Consider the following 16,048-nt stretch of genomic DNA (forward strand, 5'->3'; position numbering starts at 1 on the left):
GACCGCTCCTTAAAGTGAGTTTTGAGTTTTGAATTGCGCGAGGGTGAAGCCGTGGATCGCGGCCAGTGCGCGGACCTGCTGAACTTGCTCACGGCTGATATCGCCGTATGAGCCGTGCTGGCTCATGCCAGACAAGCCCATCAACACCGACTCGGCCATGCACGCATACAGCTGACCTTTTTTCAGGTAGGCCCGCACGTTGGGCGCCAGGCCGTCGTCGAACGGCGTCTGGACGATGCCGCCGTGCATGTAGAGCAGGTCTTCGCGTTGGCTCGGCAGGTCTTGATGGACGTTCAGCGGCACGGCGATATCGCAGATCACGCTGCGCTCGGCGAAATGTTCGGTGCCGAGGAATGGCTGAGGCGCATTGGCCGCACACAGGACAACCCGTGCGCCCTTGAGGGCGTCGAGATCGTTGGTGACCGTGATGAAAGCGTTCGCGCCAAGGCGCTCATCCACCAGACGGGCGATGTGCAAACCGAGGTCGGCTTTTTGCCCATGTGAGCGCAACAAGTCACAAAAACCATCAAGGGTCAGCAGTCGCTGCGCCAACCGGTCGTGTTCGGCCGTGCCCTTGAGGATCGAACGGGCCGCGTCGGCGTAAATCAGTTGGGCAGTTTTCTCCAGGCGCCGAACCGAGCCGTCACGACCGCTGCCAATCAGAATCAGGTGATCGACGGTGGCGGAAAGCACCGAGGCATAGGTCGAGGCAACGTTACCGGCGGCACCGACAACGGCAGCGGTTTGCTCGCGCAGTGCCAGACCCTGCTGTACGCAGCCTTGCTCGATGGCTTCGAGCCCCATGCCGATGGTCAGGGCATTGCCGGACGTCAGCGCCATGTCGGCAATCTTCAGCGCCTGACAATTGTTGGTGACGATCGAGGTGTACATCCCAAGGCCAGCGATGCTGCAGCCATCGGCGCGGGCATCGGTGACGCGTCTGCCGACTTCTTCGCGAATGCTGTCCAGGTCACCGCTGAGGATGTACTCGGCCATGGCATCCGAATCCATGCACAGCGGGTACAACGTGAACTCCACCGCCATGCCGAGGCGCGACCGAATGGTCACCGGGCCGACTGGCGCAGCGCGGCGCTCAGGCTTGGTGCGGTTGATGAACGTGCGTTTTTGTTCCGGGCTCAGGGCTGCCAGCGAGGGATCGACGTCACCGAGGATATCGGCATCGATCAGGTGGTTGATGAACGCTACCCGAGCGACTACTTCGACCTTGGCCTCGTTGTTTTCAACGGGCTCGGCCACCCGAAAATCGTCCTGACGGGCTGGCACGGCGGGAATCGAGTCTGCGCAGATACCCGCCGCCAACGGCAACGCATCGCCACGGCGCAGCATGTCGCAGACCCGTTGCAGGGCACCGATCAGCCCGTCGATCTCGCTCAGGGTGATACAGGCTGGCGGCTCCAGGCGAATCACGTTGGAGTTGCTGCCCGACGGTGCTACCCGCAACGCTTCGAACTGCAACAGGTAACCGGCGATCAAGTAACCCAAGGCATCGTTGTACTGGGCCGACGCCTGTACCAGCGAGCTGCTGACACTCAAGTCGTGCAATTCCAAACCCACCAGCAAGCCACGCCCGCGCACATCGGCGATCACATCCGGATAGGCCATCTTCAGTTCATCGAGCGAGGCTTTGAGGTAGGCGCCCTTGCTGCGTATGTCTTTGAGCATCGCGTCATCATTGGCGAACAACCGGCGCAATGCCGACAGCGCGATATGGCAGGACGGATCGTCCTCGGCGAAGGTCGAGCTGTGGATGTAGCTGAACTCGCCTTCGTAGTGGCTGCTGCGGATCACCGTCGCGGCGATTTTCATCAAGCCGCCGCCGAGGGCCTTGGACAGGCAGTAATAGTCGCCTTGCAGGTTGAACTGGCTGCTGGCAAGAAACGTCCCGGCGCGACCAAAACCCGACTGCACTTCATCGACGATCAGCGGGCATTGTTGCTCGTTACACAGCTTGCGCAGCCCCAGGTAGAACTCGGCCGCGAACTCGTTGATGCCGCCTTCGCCCTGAATCGGTTCCATCAACACGGCGGTAATCGCACTGAACGGCAGTTGCAGCACGTTCAGGTGTTCGCCGTCCCATTGCAGGCTCAACCAATGGTGCCTGTGCCGGGCAGGCAATTCCTGCAACTGATGGGGCTGCTGTGGGTCGATGAACTCCACGTTCAGACCAAAACGGGCAAACGGCGCGCGGTATTGACGGCCATAGGTCAGTTGCACGGTATTGACCAATTTGCCGTGGAAGCTGCCGCGCAGGGCGACGAATACCGGTTCGATGTGCAACTGCGCCAGGTTGTGTTGGCGAACGGCTTCAACCAGCTGACGCAAGGTCACGCTGTTCAGGTTGGCCGGCAGGACACCTGCAGGCAGGTCGAGGTCGGCCACATCCAGCTCGCGGTAAGCGCGTTCGCTGGCGGTCAGGCTGGCCAGGGTGAAATCGATGTCGTCGAACTGCTTTTGCAGGCTTTTCTGGCGACGGAACTCCGCGTGCTTGACGGCGATTTCCACCGCCTCCGCGCCACTGTTGGAGAAGGTCGAAATATAACGTTCGGTGTTCTTCAGTTCGCGATTGAAGGCGTCGCTGAGCTCTCGCCCCAATTGCCCGGCCGCGCCGCGGATCGACATTTGTGCGTTGAACGGCACGTCGCTGCGTAGCAGCGCACATAGCTGATCGACAAACTGTGGGTCGTTGTGGCCGAACAGTGCCGCACCGTAACCGCCGAGAAAGTCGGTGACCGTGACCATGTCGCCCTTGCGGTTGCGGTAGAACAACTGGCTACCGAGGGCGCGCTGAAACTCACACTCCAGGCCCAGTGCCTGGAGCAGGCCGACGAATTTGGGCCGAACGAAATCGCGATAATCCATGACAGTCATATCCCTTGAAAGTAAAAAAGAGGCGGTAGTCAGCGGCAGTCCTGAGTGACCTTTGCGCTGTAGAGCACTTGATAGGCGGCGCTGAAGCCGTTGTCGTCGCGGTTCAGCACCAGGCAATGCGCAAGGCTCGCGGCGTGGGGTGCGCCCTGAATAAACGGCAGGTTCGCCACTGGCTGCTGCAAGCCGGCAATCGGCGGCACGCTTTGGGCCTGCAATGCGCAACGCGCAAGTATCAGATCCACCAGGCTCGGCGCCGCGCTGAGAATGCCGTTGATCGCCAACCCGCTGGTGATGTGCGAGGCGCGCGCAAGGGCCAGCGTCTGGCACAACACGCGGTCTTTGTGCGCATCGCCGGTGCCGCTGCACACCAACACATCGGTTGGGCTGTCGGGCAGGCTCAAGCGACCGAGGGTGGCATGGGCCGTCATCTCGGCGAGGCACGCCTGAGGACCGGCCGGCAGGTCTTCGCGCCGGCGCAACACCAATGCTGCCGCGCCCTCCCCGGCAATGCCGCCGGTGCCCCGAAGGTCAAACGGCAGCAGAGTGTTCGAGCCGTTGGCGCTGATGACCCCCGCCTGGACCAACCCGGACAGCGCCAGGGCATCCAGCTCGCTGCCCGCACCGACAACGATTGCCGCGTCAATCCGGCCATCCTGCAAAGCGGCCGTAGCCTCACGCAAGGCTGCCAGGTTGCCGGCGACACCTTGCATATAGGCGTTGCACTCACCCACCAGTTTCAGCGCCAGGCTGGTGACACCCAGCAAGCAGTTGCTCAAGCCTTTGAGCACCAGAAAAGGGTCCTGGGCACGGTCTTGCAGGATCCGTTTGGCGAACGCCGCCATGTCGGCCACGCCGTCCTGCCGACAGCCGAGCAACAACTCGGCATAGGATTCCAGAGACGGATGGGTGTAGCCGCCCTGACAGCAATACAAACCGAAACGGACATCCGGCTGCTCACCGGCCAGGCCTGCTTCTTCCAACGCCTGACGTACCGCGCTGACACCCCAGATCACTGCCGGCGTGCAGTAACGCTGAAGGTTTTGCGCAAGGTCCTGTCGGCTGCGTTGGTGGTCCTGATCCTGAATTTGCCCGAACGCCACCACGCGTTCGCTGCTGAACCGTCGGGCGTTCAGCGCCGTAATTGCACTGCGCCCTTCGGTTGCGGCCGCCCAGAACGACTCGACACCCCAGCCACTGGGCAACACGCAACCCGCACCGGCAATCGCGACCGCCTGTTTCATCGCGGCGCCTCCCGGTACTTGCCCAGCGCCAGCGAAGTGTTGAGGCCGCCGAAACCGAAGGAGTTGCTCAGGGCAACGTCGACCTTGCGCTTGACCGCTTGATGGGCGCAGTAGTCGAGGTCGCATTGTTCGTCGGCATCATGCAGGTTCAGGGTCGGCGTGACCCGATCATCCCGGCAGGCCAGGGCCGTGAGCATGAACTCCGGTGCTCCGGCGGCCGCAATCAGGTGGCCGAACTGGGATTTGTTGGCCGTCACCAGCAACCGCCGATAATGTTCGCGCTCGGCGAACAGGGTCTTGATCGCCAGGGTTTCGACGGCATCGTTGAGGGGTGTCGACGTACCGTGGGCATTGATCAGATCGACCTGTTGCGGCGCCAGACCGGCATCCGTCAGGGCCGCCTGCATCGCCAGCACCGCTCCCCGGCCCTGCGGGTCGGGTGCGGTGATTTTGTAGGCATCCAGGCTGCTGCCGAAACCCAGCACTTCGGCGTACGGCGTTGCCCCTCGGGCGAGCGCCCGTTCGAGGGTTTCGAGCACTACAAAACCACCGCCTTCACCCGCAATCAAGCCACTGCGATGGCGGTCGAACGGCCGACACAGTTCGGTACCCCAACGCTGTTCGCTGCTGGCGGCGCCGAGCAGATACAGCGCGGTCATGGTGTCCAGGCTCAGCACCGAATCGGCGCCCCCGGCAATGGCCACCTCGACCTCGCCGCGACGGATCATCTGGAATGCATTGCCGATGGCCTGGGACGCTCCCGCGCAGGCGCTGCTGATATTGATCACCGGGCCTTCACTGCCGACGCCATCGGCAATCACCCGCGCAAGACGGTCGTTGCTCTGACACAGTGAACTGTCAGGATCGACCTGCGCCTGTCGCGCCATCAATTGAGCCCAGGACGGCGCCTGCGCCGGGTTATCCGCCAGGCTGAGCAGCATGTCCTGCAAACGATGAGCAGGTGCGCCGGACGCTGACAATACCGCCGCGCCACGCAACTGTTCGGGGCTCAGGCCACTGTCGGCAATGGCTTGGGTGGCCGCGACCCAACCAAAGCGGGTGCGTTTTTCCAGCGACAACCCCCAGGCCGGATGGTCTTTCAAGTGTGCCGGCATCAAGCTCATGTCCACGGGCGCTGCGTAACGCACGGGAAACGCACCCGCCTCGACACCTTCCGGTTGCCATGGCCGAATGCAATGCTCGCCGGCCAACATTTTTTGCCACATGGACTGCCACTCGAAACCGAAGCCGGTGACGGCGCCCATGCCCGTGATCACGACCCGTGTGGGGCTCATGGGTAACTCTCCATTGTCTCTGTGTCCGACGACATTCTGGCCAGCAGCACCGCGCCCCAATGCCCGCCTCGGCTATGTTCGAGCAACAGCGTGTAACGGCTGCAATCCAGTGCCCAGGTCACAGCGATTTCGCTGAGCAAGGCGCTGGCGCCCAAGTCACCTACCAACGCCTTGGAGTGTTCGAGGGTGTGCCCCGATCGGGCAAACAACGCGGCAATCTGCGGATCCTGTGCATCGGCGACGACTTGCCCGACATCGCTGAGGCACAGTTCTTCGTTGCTCAAAGCACGCTCAATGACGTCGCGACCAACCGCCAGTCCACGCTCGGGTTGCGCGCTGTAACCACGGGCAAACCCGGCAATTCGCAACGCAGACTGAGCACCGCTGCCCGGGTTGGTCGTCAGCAACAGTGCCGCAGCACCTTCGCCGAAAACCCACGGGCCGGGGTTCACAGGTGGGTGAGTAGCGTCACGCAGGTACAACGCCGGGGTAATGTTCGGACTGCTACTGACGACGACGGCAGCATCGGCACGGCCTTCGCTCAGATGGGCGGCGGCCTCCATCAAAGCATCCAGCCCCGCATTGCCCTGTGAGCAAAAACCGCCCATGGGTCCCTTGCAACGCAAGGCCTCAGCGGCGTGGGCCATGACGCTGCTGTTGAGCATCATCAGCGCATGCAGCGGCGGTGTGTGGGCAAAGAATTGCGCCAACAGATCCGCCGGTTGTGCGCCAATGGCCTGCACTGCATCCCAGCACGAGCTGGGGCCATCCACTTCCGGAATGGCAGCGATCAATGCGATCCGCTCGTCGGGCAGTTCCAGCCCACGCAAGGTCTCGGCGAGACGGCCGGCGCAATACAGCAGGCGCGCGCCCTGAGGCTCGAGGCTGCGGGACAGCTTGCGGTCGTACACACCAGCCGGCAAGGCGGGCGCTGCGACACAATGGGCCAGGCGTGCCGGGTCGAAATCCAGCGGTTGCGCGGCCGGAGGTTGACTGTCACGGGACGCACATTCAGTACCGGCGGCGTTGAGTACCGACGCAGCGGTGATATAAACAGCGGTTGAATTGGATCTGATCATGTCATGCCCTGCCCAGCACCAACGAACTGTTCACGCCACCAAACCCGAAGGAGTTGGAGAGCACGACATTGATCGGTTGCTGCAACGGTTCGCAAAGGAATTTCAACTCTGGAAATTCGGATTTTTCCGGCTGGAAATTGAGGGTCGGCAAGGCCACGCCCAACTGAATGCTCATCAACGACAGCACCGCCTCAATGGCACCACTGCCGGCCAACGAATGCCCTACGGCAGATTTGTTGGCGGTGAACGTCATCTGCTCCAGGGTTTCGCCGAAGACCTGCGCCAGGCCCAGGGCCTCGCAACGGTCATTGGCCTGTGTCGACGTACCGTGAACATTCACATGGTCCACAGCCGCACTGGTCAGTTCGGCATCGGCCAGGGCCGCCGTCATGCAGGCGGCATACTTGCTGCCGTCGCGGCTGCTGGAGGTGATCTTCTCTGCCTCGCACAGATTCGCGTAACCCAGCACCCGGCCCAGCGAACAGGCCTGACGACGCTCGGCATGCTCGCGGGATTCCAGCACCAACAGCGCCGCCCCTTCACTCAGCACAAAACCGCAACGGTCCGGCATGAACGGCCGGCTCTGTTCTTGTGGGGAAAAGTCCACTCGCTGGCAGAGTGCGCCCAGCCCATCAAAGCTGTAGTAGGACAATTCATGGGCCATCAACTCCACCGCGCCACACAACGCCAGGTCGATCTCGCCACGGGCGATCGCTCGATAGGCGCTGCCGATGGCCATGGTGCCGGCGGCACAGGCATCGGAATGTGTGGAGATATGGTCACGTACACCCAGCCATTCGGCGAGATGGCGGGTTTGCTGATCAACCCGCCGGGCAAACGCCCCACCGCTGAGGGTGTGGTTATCCAGGTACTGGTCGAGATCGACCCGCCCCTGATCGTCCATGTAACGGCTGGCGTCCCGCAAATCACCGCTCGCGCAATATTTGTTGGCCCCAACGAAAATGCCGCTGGCGACTCGGGCAAATGCACCATCGGCCAACCCGGCATGGGCCAGCGCCTGACGGGCCACGTAATGCGAGAGCCATTCCTGGCGGGAGGTGGTCTGCAGATCGCCCGGAAAGGCCGCCGCGATGACCTGCCATTGTTGCTCATCGATAAATCCGGCCGCCGGGTTCGCAAACCCCAGTTCGACAAACGCCGGGTGCTGGCGAATGCAGGAACGGTTTTCGCAGATCGTCGTGAACAGCGAGGCCGCATCCAGTGCCGTGGGAGCCACCAGGCCATAGCCGGTGACCAGAACCTCTCTGGCCTGCATCAAGGCAACCCCTACGCCGAAGCCTTCAACTGGGTGGCCGCGTACTGCTCAACCAACAGACGCGAGATCGAGTCACCGTCCAGAGGGGTCAGGCGAGCACTGCAACCGCCACACACCACTTGTTTGCGTTCATTGAGTAGGGCATGAACCGCGCCACACTCCGGGCAGGTCTCGGGGAGGTAGTTGAAAACGTTATGGCACTGCTGCGCCCAGTTACGCACGGTGGTGGCCGAGAAGACATCGCCCGGCTGCATGCCCGCGTGCAACTGGCCCGGCGCATAAGCGCTGAGGCTGTGCTCCAGCAAGGCCACGCCGTCCTGCGTGATTCGGCCATTTTCGACAAACCGGCTGGCGTCGCCGAACACCGCTACCGCGTGATCCAGCACGCTGGTTTTCGGCAAGGTGCAACCGTACTGACGGCCCAGCTGGAAGCTCAGGTCGACGATGTCCAGCGAGTCGGCGCCGAGGTCGTCAACGATACTGCTGTGCTCTGCCACGTCGCCCCTATCCAACACCAGCAACTGCGCAAGAATCTCCTGTGTACTGCTGATAACGCTGTCCAATTCCAACGGATTGTTCATTGATTGCTTCCCTACAAAAGCCGCATTGAATGAATAAAGTCATCGGGCCAAAAAAGCTGTTTTCAGGCCAGGTCTATCGAGGGCCGGGAGTCTAAAGTCTCCCCCTAAGGGGAGAGTCAACGTGCCATCGTTCAGTAGGTTATTGCCGCGTTCACTGGCCTGCCGAACAGGTGATACCCCCCCACCGCAAAGCCGGCCAGAGGCAACAGCCAGATGGCCCAGCGGTGGGTTGCACGCCATTGGGTCGCGTGATCGAGGGAGAGCAGAAACAGCGCGGATGCCGATCCCGCAAGAAGCGCTACGGCGCTGGCCATTTCCGACCAGGGCATGCGTGGAACATCAGCCACGCAGCTAGCCAGCCGGCGACCAGGGTCAGCGGCAAGCCGATCGTCAGCGCTATTACTGCGTCCGTGGCGCGGCGAGCCCAAAGGCGGCAGAAGTGATCTTAGGTCAACAGTTGAGGTAATTAACCTGCAAGGCCGCTGCGCATCGGGCGATGCCAGCCCAATGCCCTCGACATCGACCGCGAGCATCGTCGTGGATTTGACCTGTGCTTGGCTTTTATCAAGTCGAACTGGCGGTGGCAGCGTAAGTTGCCAATAACCATTGGCCGGCTACGGACAAGAATCATGAACCGCCCCGCTCCCTCACGCTTTCGCCTGTATGACGAACAAGATCTCGATAGCGTGCTGCGTACAATGGCATATCAGGCCCTGGCGCTGATGCCTGCGCAACCCTTGGTACTGGTGGGAATTCAACGCCGAGGTGAGCCTTTGGCGCGTCGCCTGCAACTGCACTTGCAACAACTGACCGGTGGTGCCGCGCCACTGCCGCTCTACCCGATCAAGGTCAAGCGCTACGCCGACGACCTCAGCCTCCTGCATGCCCATACGCAGCTCACCGAGAACCCTGAACTGGCCAACCTGAATCTGGCCGACACCACCTTGCTGGTGGTCGATGACGTGCTGTACGAAGGGCACTCCCTGCTGCGCACCAGCGCTTACCTGGCTGAGCTTGGGGCGCGACGGGTACTCAGCGCGGTGCTCGTCGACCGTCACGCCTGCCGGCAACCCGTGCATGCACATATCGTGGGTATACACCTGCAAGTCGCCGAGCAGGACATCGTCGAATGTCATGTGCCGCCTTTCGAAGCGGATTTCAGCGTGGAAGTGATTCGCCACGGCCGAGCCGGCGATACCGCCTGAATCAACCCGCTGACGGGGGCCTGACTGTCAGAATGCTGCACGGGGCATGATTGACGAGCCGTTCGGTAGTATCGCCGATCAGCTTGGCCCAACGTCTGGGCTGCGCCACGCCGACCACCACCACATCGATCTTCAGCGTGGGAACGAGAGACTGAATAACGCGCAGCGGCGCACCTTCGATAAAGTAGCGCTGCGCATAGGGAATGCCATGGATATCGGCCAGTTCATCGAATGGTAGCTGGAGTGACTCGCGCACCTGCTCCGCCCATGGCGCTGCAAGGTCGGGATTGGCCAGCATGGCCAACGGCAAATCATAGACCGACAGCAGATGGACCTGGCCGTTGCATGGGCTCGCCAGTTGCCGACCTGCCTCCACCAGCGCATGGTTCAGCGCTTGCTGCGCAAGGTCCGTCTTGGCCACATCCACGGCCACCAGTATGTTCGCGGGCATGGGCATGGCCCTGGCCTCGGCAGGTACGAGCAGCAATGGCACCTGACTGGTATGCAGCAACACATGGTCAACCGAGGATTTGTCGTTCAGGCCAAGTACCGGACTGGCGGGGAGCCCCTTGATTACCAAGTCAGGTGCAAAGCGAGCAATACACGCCGGTACGAGGTCACGCGCCGTGGAGGTTTCCAGCGCTTCGAAGGTGGTGTGCAACCCTGCGGGCGCCTGCTCGTCGAGCAAAGCCTTGAGCCCGGCACTGAAGTGCGCGAACGCGGCTGAAGGTTGTGAAGCTTGCTGCCCTGGCTCGGGCAGGCCAGGTTCAGTGGGGGTGTGGATGCCCAGTACGTGCAAAAAGGCACCTGAGGCGTGAGCCAATGCCATGGCCCGATGCATCGCGGCATGGGCCTGGACCTTGGTCATGACCAGAAGAATCCGGCGGTACAGGCTCATCAGCCACCTCCTGGCGCGAATATGGGGTGCCGCACCGCTGTCATTATCGAAGCTGCCGCTCAGCCAATCTTGATAAATATCAAGGCCATCAAACCCCACTGCGTCACCCTTGACCTGTACCGGTGGGCCTTCATCGAGGCTGCCATCGCCGTGGAGGCCATCATGAACGCTTACTCGCGACTGCTACTGATCTGCCATCCAGACCTGCACCCCTCGCCTGCCCTGACGCGTGCTCAGGCGCTGGCCAGTATGACAGGCGCCACCTTGCACCTGGTGGTGCTCAGTCAACTGCCCTCACGCCTGGCCACCCTGGACCAGGTGCTGCGCAGCAATGCCCGCAAGCAGGACGCCGAGCACCGCAAGGCCTGGCTCGCGGACCAGGTGAAGGCGCTGGGCGAACTGGGCATTACCGCCTACGCCGAGACACTGGACGATGAAGACCCGCTCAAGGACTTGATCCGGCTGGCCCAACTGCACCGGGTGGAAATGATGATCAAGGACATCAGGCACGAAACCGCCTTGAGCCGTGCCCTGCTCACCCCCTTGGACTGGCAACTGCTGCGCCGTTGCCCGATCCCGATGCACCTGGTGGCCCAGGCTGAAACCAGGCTGCCAGCGCGCATACTTGTCGCCGTGGATCTTGTCGAGCACGACCCGGTGATAGACAGGCTCAACGACCACATCCTGCAATCGGCACAGGCACTGGCACAGCGATGCAAGGCGCAACTGCATCTGCTGCAGGCCTATGAACCCAGCACCAGCTTCGTTGCCTATGCCGCCGCACCCGTGGCCTGGACTGACAAGCTGATAGAGGAAATATCTGGTCGCGCGCGCGAGCGCATGGCGACGTTCGGCGGCCGTTACGGCATCAAGGCAGATCATCTGCACCTGGTGCGAGGTGCTGCCCGTAACGTGGTCAGCGACTACGCGAACCAGCATGGCTTCGATGTGGTGGTGATGGGTACGCTCTACCACGAGGGGGTGAGCAAGGTCGTTGGCAGTACTACAGAGCAAACCCTGTACAAGGTTCACTCCAGCATTCTGGCTATCCACGGTTGAGCGATCAGCCGTCTGGCTTCACGCCCTCCAGTTTGTCGCTGTGGCTTTTCTGGTACTTGTCCATTGGCATACTCTCGGTGCAGATTTAGGTGCGCAGGCCTTGGCATGCTCTGGCCTGCCCAGTGTCCGACTGCTGGCTATGCTCGACTTGATAAACGTCAACCCCCCCAGTCCAACGCAGCTTATGTTGCTATGTACGACCAATGGAGCGCAGGGCATGAATGACACACCGCCGTTACTGTTCGCCCTGCGAGGCAGCCAGGCCTATGGGAATGCCGTGGCGCAACGCCTGGGCCGGACACTGTCAGCACATGAAGAGCGCGACTACGAGGACGGAGAACACAAGTGCTGGCCTGGCGAATCGGTCGACGGTCGAGCGGTCATCGTCTTTCACTCGCTCTATGGCGATGCGCACCACAGCGCACACGACAAGCTATGCCAGTTGCTGTTCTTCTGTGGTGCGCTCAAGGACGCCGGTGCAAGCCAGGTGACGGCAGTCACGCCTTACCTGTGTTATGGCCGCAAGGACCGCAAGGTAGAGTTTCAGGATGCGACCATCACCCGCCATGTGGCTTGCCTGATGGAAAGCTGCGGCGTCGACCGCGTGGTGGCGCTGGACGTACACAATCCCAGCGCCTTCGACAACGCCTACCGAATCCCCAGCTGGAACCTGCAATGCACCGCGCTATTCGCCCAACACCTGGCCCCGCTGCTCGGTGAACAGACAGTCACGGTCGTGTCGCCGGATATTGGCGGCATCAAACGCGCCGAGCAGTTTCGCCAGGCTCTGGCGGACCTGCTGGGACGCCCGGTATCTGTGGCCATGATGGAAAAGCACCGCCAGCAGGCGGGCCTGAGCGGCGAACACCTGGTGGGTGACGTGGCAGGCAGCACTGTCATCATGTTCGACGACCTGATCAGCACGGGGCAGACACTGCTGCGCGCTGCCCAGGCCTGCCGGCAGGCCGGAGCCAGGCGCATGCTGGCCGCTGCCACCCATGGCCTGTTCACCACTGGTGGCGAGCTATTCGACAGCGGTGTGTTCGAACGGGTACTGGTTGCCGACAGCATCGCGCCCTTTCGCCTGCCCGTGCGATGCCTGCAGCAGCTGGATATCGTCGATACCAGTGCCCTGGTCGCCGAGTTGCTTGCCAACCGCCGGGGCTGCGGCGCATGACCCCGACGCATGGCCCTACACCGCCAGGATATTGCAGGGTATCTGGTACAACACATGCTCCGTGCTGCTGCCAAACAGTCGGTCCAGCCCCCTGGCGGCCCAACAGGAAGTGCCTGCGTTCGGCCGGCGCACCGTAGCGGTCGGCCAGCGCCTTGAAATCGGCGACCGGTGCCACAAGTGAACGGCTTGCGAAGGTCACCAGGGGCAGTTGGTGGGAGCACCGTTCCACTGAAATACGAGGAGGGAGCGTCCATGCTCCTGAACGCGGTCGGGTCGCTCATTTGCTGCTTGTGATGGGAATCACTTTTTCAGGGTGAATCGCTTCGGCGCGCTTGGGCAAGTGCACCAGCAGCACGCCCTTGGCAAACTGGGCCGTGATCTTTTCAGCGTCGACTTCACGGGGCAACTGGAAGACCCGCTCGAAGCTGCCGTAGTGGCGCTCCGACAGGTGGTATTCCTTGCGCTTTTCGTCGACTTCTTCCTGCTTCTCGCCGCGGATCACAACGCTGCCATTGACCAGCTTGATCTCGATGTCCTTGTCGTCCACACCAGGCAGTTCGGCGCTGATGCAAAACTCATCGGCCAGTTCGCTGATATCCATCGCCGGCATGCCATGGCTGAACAGCTCACGGCGCCAGAATGGCTCGACATCGAACGGCGTGTGGCTGAACGGCATGCGTAGTGGCCGGCGCCCGAAATCGTCGAACAAACTGTCGATCTGTCGCCGCAACTGCTGGAATGGACGCCACAAGTCCGATGGCTCGGTGCTTGGTGGCGAAGCCTTGGTGGGCTGGGTGGCAGCGGGTGTGACAGGTACTTTCTTGGCTGTTTCGGACATGGCGACCTCCTCGAATGAGTAATGCCTCACTGGGTGACACCTCGATCTTGCGCTGGCAGGCAAGCCCACGTTTGACCTTTATCAATCAGAATGCGGCCACCATCATCTGTCGGTTTGATCCTGATCAAAGTGTTGCCATCGCAGGGGCTTAGCTTATATGGAGCGTGGCCCGCCCAAACCTGTTCGAGGCGCATATGGACGAGGATCACAGTGAATGTGTCCGTTTGCTGGAAACATTGCCGGGGCCCGGCATACAGTACCTTCGCCTGATGCTGTGCAACCCGCAACGCAGCGAGGCGATGCCAGGCCAGTATTGCCAACTGGCGAATCAAACCCAGCGCTGGACCTGCAACTACATCAGCATGCCTGGCGCAGCGGGTCGGTTCATGGTCGCCACCCGCAGCCTCCTGACATTGCAGGTCGGAGATCTGCTGGAGTACTCAGGGCCTCTGGGCAGCGCCTGGCCGGTGCCCTTGCAGAGTGTGCGACTGCTGGCTATCACTCACGGCGAGGGGGTTTTGGCGCTACTTTGCACACTGGATGAGGTTCGCTGTTGGCTACCTTGGGTAGAGGTGAGGCTGTTGCACGAAAGCTTTGAGCAGGAGCACCTGCCCGCCGAATGTCAGCCATGGATCTCAGCGTTTACCTCGGTGCCACGCAACAGCAGAAGCGTTTGGATTCAACTGACTGAACAGCTGGAGGATTTCAAGCCGGACACTGTCTACTGCTGCGCGCCGTCCTTGGTGGCAAGGCATGCCGCGCGCATCTGTTGGCAAAAAGGGGTCCCGATACAGCGTATCTGGTTGCGGGCAGACCATGTGTCGCGTCCATCCTGGAGTTGTCAATTTCCTCTGAATGGGCCTGTGCAACGTTATGACAGGATTCTCGAGGCCCTCAATTCGGCTCCTCCATCCGACTGAGCTTGAGCAGGCCTTGTTGATCGATGAGTCGGACCTCCCGGCCAACACATTGCAGGAGCCCAGCCTGATTGAACCGGCTGAACAGCCGGGAGACAGTTCTTCAGGGCCTGACATGACGATGTCTGCGCTTCTTCTTGCGGGCTCTATGAACGCTAGCCGCTTCGCCCGAAGTTTCTGAGGCAACTGACCAAGGGGCATGGTTGTGCCCTACTAAAGCTTGATCGAGATCAAGTCAGGCCAATGTGCTGCCCTCATGCTCGACGTGGACAGCCTTCAACCCGTTTTTCTACCTGAAGGCCCCTGTGGTTTGCCGGCCGTCGAAGCGGGTGAGGCGCTTACTGAGCGACTACCGCATCAGTGAGCCCTGTCGTTGAGCATGACTGGCAACCTTATAAGTCTGCATTGTCTGGTAACGTGAAGAGGATTTGTCATGAATACCTTACTGAACGAACTTCACGCCTATCATCATGACATGGCCAACAAGATAAGCCAGATCAGGAAATTGCTGAAAAAGCTAAAGCATGAGCCCGATGGTACTGATGACTGTAAGCTTTTGTTTGAGATGTTGGAGGCCTTGCACAGTAATGCAGAGCGGCACCACCATGAGAATGAAGAAATCATTCGGCGAGCCTTGCTAGCCACGGAGGCGCCGATCCACCCGCGGATCCTGGATATCGAGCGAGATCACCAGGCATTTGCGCGCATTGCTGTGCAATTGAATACATTAGCGGCTACAACAAAAAACACGAAAGTAATCGCTGACACTGTTGATGACTACATCGAAAAATATTACGACCACATGGAGTCGGAGGAAAACATATTCTTTCCAGCTGCAGACAAATGGCTTTCAAACAGTCAATGGCTGGAAATAAAACATCAATGGCACTAACTGGAGTGCATATTCAAGCGTCCAACCGCCCCATCTCCATCACACGAGGATACTGCCATGGCTCCTGCTGATACTTCCCGTCAATATACCGCCCCCTCGTTTCCCAAGCCTGCGGGCGAACATTGGATCGAAGCCCTCGACAATGGCACCCATGTACTGATCAGGCCGCTGCAAGCCAAGGACCGGGAGCGCGAGAGGGCCTTCATCGAACGGCTGTCACCGCAGTCGCGGCATTTTCGCTTCCTGTGCCAGATCAAGGAGCCCGGTGAGGCGATGCTCGACCAGTTGATGGCGGTCGACCAGGACCGACAAGCCGCCTATGTCGCCCTCGCCCATGTGGACGGCGAGCTGCAGGAGGTGGGCATATCGCGTTATGCCGCCATTGCCGGCAAGGATGAATGCGAATGCGCCGTGACGGTGCTCGACAGCTGGCAGCACCATGGCCTGGGCCGCCTGCTGCTCAAGCACCTGACCGATCATGCCCGGGCAAAGGGCCTGCGGCAGATGTACTCGATCGACTCAGCCGCCAACCTGGCGATGCGCGACCTGGCCAAGGCGGCAGGATTCACCACCAGCACCGATCCGGATGATCCGGCCCAGGTCATCCATCGCCTCAACCTGACCTGAAGCGCCGTTGCGCCAGCGCCTGGGGCAGCCACCGTGCTGCCCCGCCGCTTCAAGCCTCACGACCTCCGGCCATA

General features: G+C 61.2%; 14 protein-coding genes and 2 pseudogenes. 6 read left to right on the forward strand and 10 right to left on the reverse strand.

Annotation, left to right across the window (positions count from 1 at the left end; translation table 11 throughout):
• Nucleotides 1-9: 9 nt before the first annotated feature.
• The 6 genes from ACIQYU_RS19620 to ACIQYU_RS19645 form a co-directional block, all read right to left on the reverse strand.
• On the reverse strand, nt 10-2,880 hold the full coding sequence (locus ACIQYU_RS19620) for an aminotransferase class III-fold pyridoxal phosphate-dependent enzyme (protein ID WP_207837174.1): 2,871 nt from the start codon (nt 2,878-2,880) through the stop codon (nt 10-12).
• Between the two features lie 38 nt (nt 2,881-2,918).
• Nucleotides 2,919-4,130, reverse strand: a complete 1,212-nt coding sequence (locus tag ACIQYU_RS19625; protein WP_402801636.1) for a beta-ketoacyl synthase N-terminal-like domain-containing protein — start codon at nt 4,128-4,130, stop codon at nt 2,919-2,921.
• The gene (locus ACIQYU_RS19630; protein WP_402801639.1) at nt 4,127-5,425 is read right to left on the reverse strand and encodes a beta-ketoacyl-[acyl-carrier-protein] synthase family protein; all 1,299 of its coding nucleotides are present in this window, start codon (nt 5,423-5,425) and stop codon (nt 4,127-4,129) included. Before ACIQYU_RS19630 ends, ACIQYU_RS19625 begins: the two co-directional genes overlap by 4 nt.
• Nucleotides 5,422-6,336: a beta-ketoacyl synthase gene (locus ACIQYU_RS19635; protein ID WP_233687513.1), complete on the reverse strand. Its 915-nt coding sequence runs from the start codon at nt 6,334-6,336 to the stop codon at nt 5,422-5,424. Before ACIQYU_RS19635 ends, ACIQYU_RS19630 begins: the two co-directional genes overlap by 4 nt.
• 169 nt (nt 6,337-6,505) lie before the next feature.
• Nucleotides 6,506-7,780, reverse strand: a complete 1,275-nt coding sequence (locus ACIQYU_RS19640; RefSeq protein WP_233687445.1) for a beta-ketoacyl-[acyl-carrier-protein] synthase family protein — start codon at nt 7,778-7,780, stop codon at nt 6,506-6,508.
• A gap of 11 nt (nt 7,781-7,791) precedes the next feature.
• Complete coding sequence (locus ACIQYU_RS19645; protein WP_207837158.1) at nt 7,792-8,361, reverse strand: acyl carrier protein; 570 nt, start codon at nt 8,359-8,361, stop codon at nt 7,792-7,794.
• A gap of 629 nt (nt 8,362-8,990) precedes the next feature.
• On the opposite strand from ACIQYU_RS19645, the gene ACIQYU_RS19650 reads away from it, so the two are divergent.
• Nucleotides 8,991-9,566 (forward strand): phosphoribosyltransferase family protein, encoded by a 576-nt coding sequence (locus tag ACIQYU_RS19650; RefSeq protein ID WP_233687446.1) that lies wholly within the window; start codon nt 8,991-8,993, stop codon nt 9,564-9,566.
• A 1-nt stretch (nt 9,567) separates the two neighbouring features.
• On the opposite strand, the gene ACIQYU_RS19655 is transcribed toward ACIQYU_RS19650, so the two are convergent.
• Nucleotides 9,568-10,464 carry a universal stress protein gene (locus ACIQYU_RS19655; RefSeq protein WP_402801644.1) on the reverse strand — a complete coding sequence of 299 codons (897 nt, stop codon included), beginning with the start codon at nt 10,462-10,464 and terminating at the stop codon, nt 9,568-9,570.
• 69 nt (nt 10,465-10,533) lie between these two features.
• Here ACIQYU_RS19655 and ACIQYU_RS19660 point away from each other — a divergent pair, with 69 nt between their 5' ends.
• Together ACIQYU_RS19660 and ACIQYU_RS19665 are read left to right on the forward strand one after the other, a co-directional pair.
• Nucleotides 10,534-11,523 (forward strand): universal stress protein, encoded by a 990-nt coding sequence (locus ACIQYU_RS19660; RefSeq protein ID WP_233694212.1) that lies wholly within the window; start codon nt 10,534-10,536, stop codon nt 11,521-11,523.
• Nucleotides 11,524-11,740: 217 nt separating this feature from the next.
• Entirely contained in the window at nt 11,741-12,700 is a 960-nt protein-coding gene (locus tag ACIQYU_RS19665; RefSeq protein WP_402801648.1) for a ribose-phosphate diphosphokinase, read from the forward strand.
• 15 nt (nt 12,701-12,715) lie between these two features.
• Here ACIQYU_RS19665 and ACIQYU_RS19670 read toward each other — a convergent pair.
• Both ACIQYU_RS19670 and ACIQYU_RS19675 read right to left on the reverse strand, forming a co-directional pair.
• Nucleotides 12,716-12,860 (reverse strand): annotated as a pseudogene (locus ACIQYU_RS19670) (universal stress protein); the annotation flags it as partial.
• Between the two features lie 117 nt (nt 12,861-12,977).
• The gene (locus tag ACIQYU_RS19675) at nt 12,978-13,538 is read right to left on the reverse strand and encodes an Hsp20/alpha crystallin family protein (protein WP_233687449.1); all 561 of its coding nucleotides are present in this window, start codon (nt 13,536-13,538) and stop codon (nt 12,978-12,980) included.
• 194 nt (nt 13,539-13,732) lie between these two features.
• Here ACIQYU_RS19675 and ACIQYU_RS19680 point away from each other — a divergent pair, with 194 nt between their 5' ends.
• The gene (locus tag ACIQYU_RS19680; protein WP_402801650.1) at nt 13,733-14,458 is read left to right on the forward strand and encodes a hypothetical protein; all 726 of its coding nucleotides are present in this window, start codon (nt 13,733-13,735) and stop codon (nt 14,456-14,458) included.
• Here the strand turns inward: ACIQYU_RS19680 and ACIQYU_RS19685 are convergent.
• A pseudogene (locus tag ACIQYU_RS19685) lies at nt 14,433-14,555 on the reverse strand (transcriptional regulator FNR); the annotation flags it as partial. The gene ACIQYU_RS19680 and the pseudogene ACIQYU_RS19685 overlap by 26 nt on opposite strands.
• Before the next feature lie 333 nt (nt 14,556-14,888).
• Here ACIQYU_RS19685 and ACIQYU_RS19690 point away from each other — a divergent pair.
• Together ACIQYU_RS19690 and ACIQYU_RS19695 are read left to right on the forward strand one after the other, a co-directional pair.
• Nucleotides 14,889-15,347, forward strand: coding sequence for a hemerythrin domain-containing protein (locus ACIQYU_RS19690; protein WP_402801652.1), 459 nt, complete (start codon nt 14,889-14,891; stop codon nt 15,345-15,347).
• A 57-nt stretch (nt 15,348-15,404) separates the two neighbouring features.
• Nucleotides 15,405-15,974, forward strand: coding sequence for a GNAT family N-acetyltransferase (locus ACIQYU_RS19695; RefSeq protein WP_233687452.1), 570 nt, complete (start codon nt 15,405-15,407; stop codon nt 15,972-15,974).
• Nucleotides 15,975-16,048: the final 74 nt, after the last annotated feature.

The organism is Pseudomonas sp. NPDC096925 (assembly GCF_044762545.1).
Lineage (GTDB): Bacteria > Pseudomonadota > Gammaproteobacteria > Pseudomonadales > Pseudomonadaceae > Aquipseudomonas.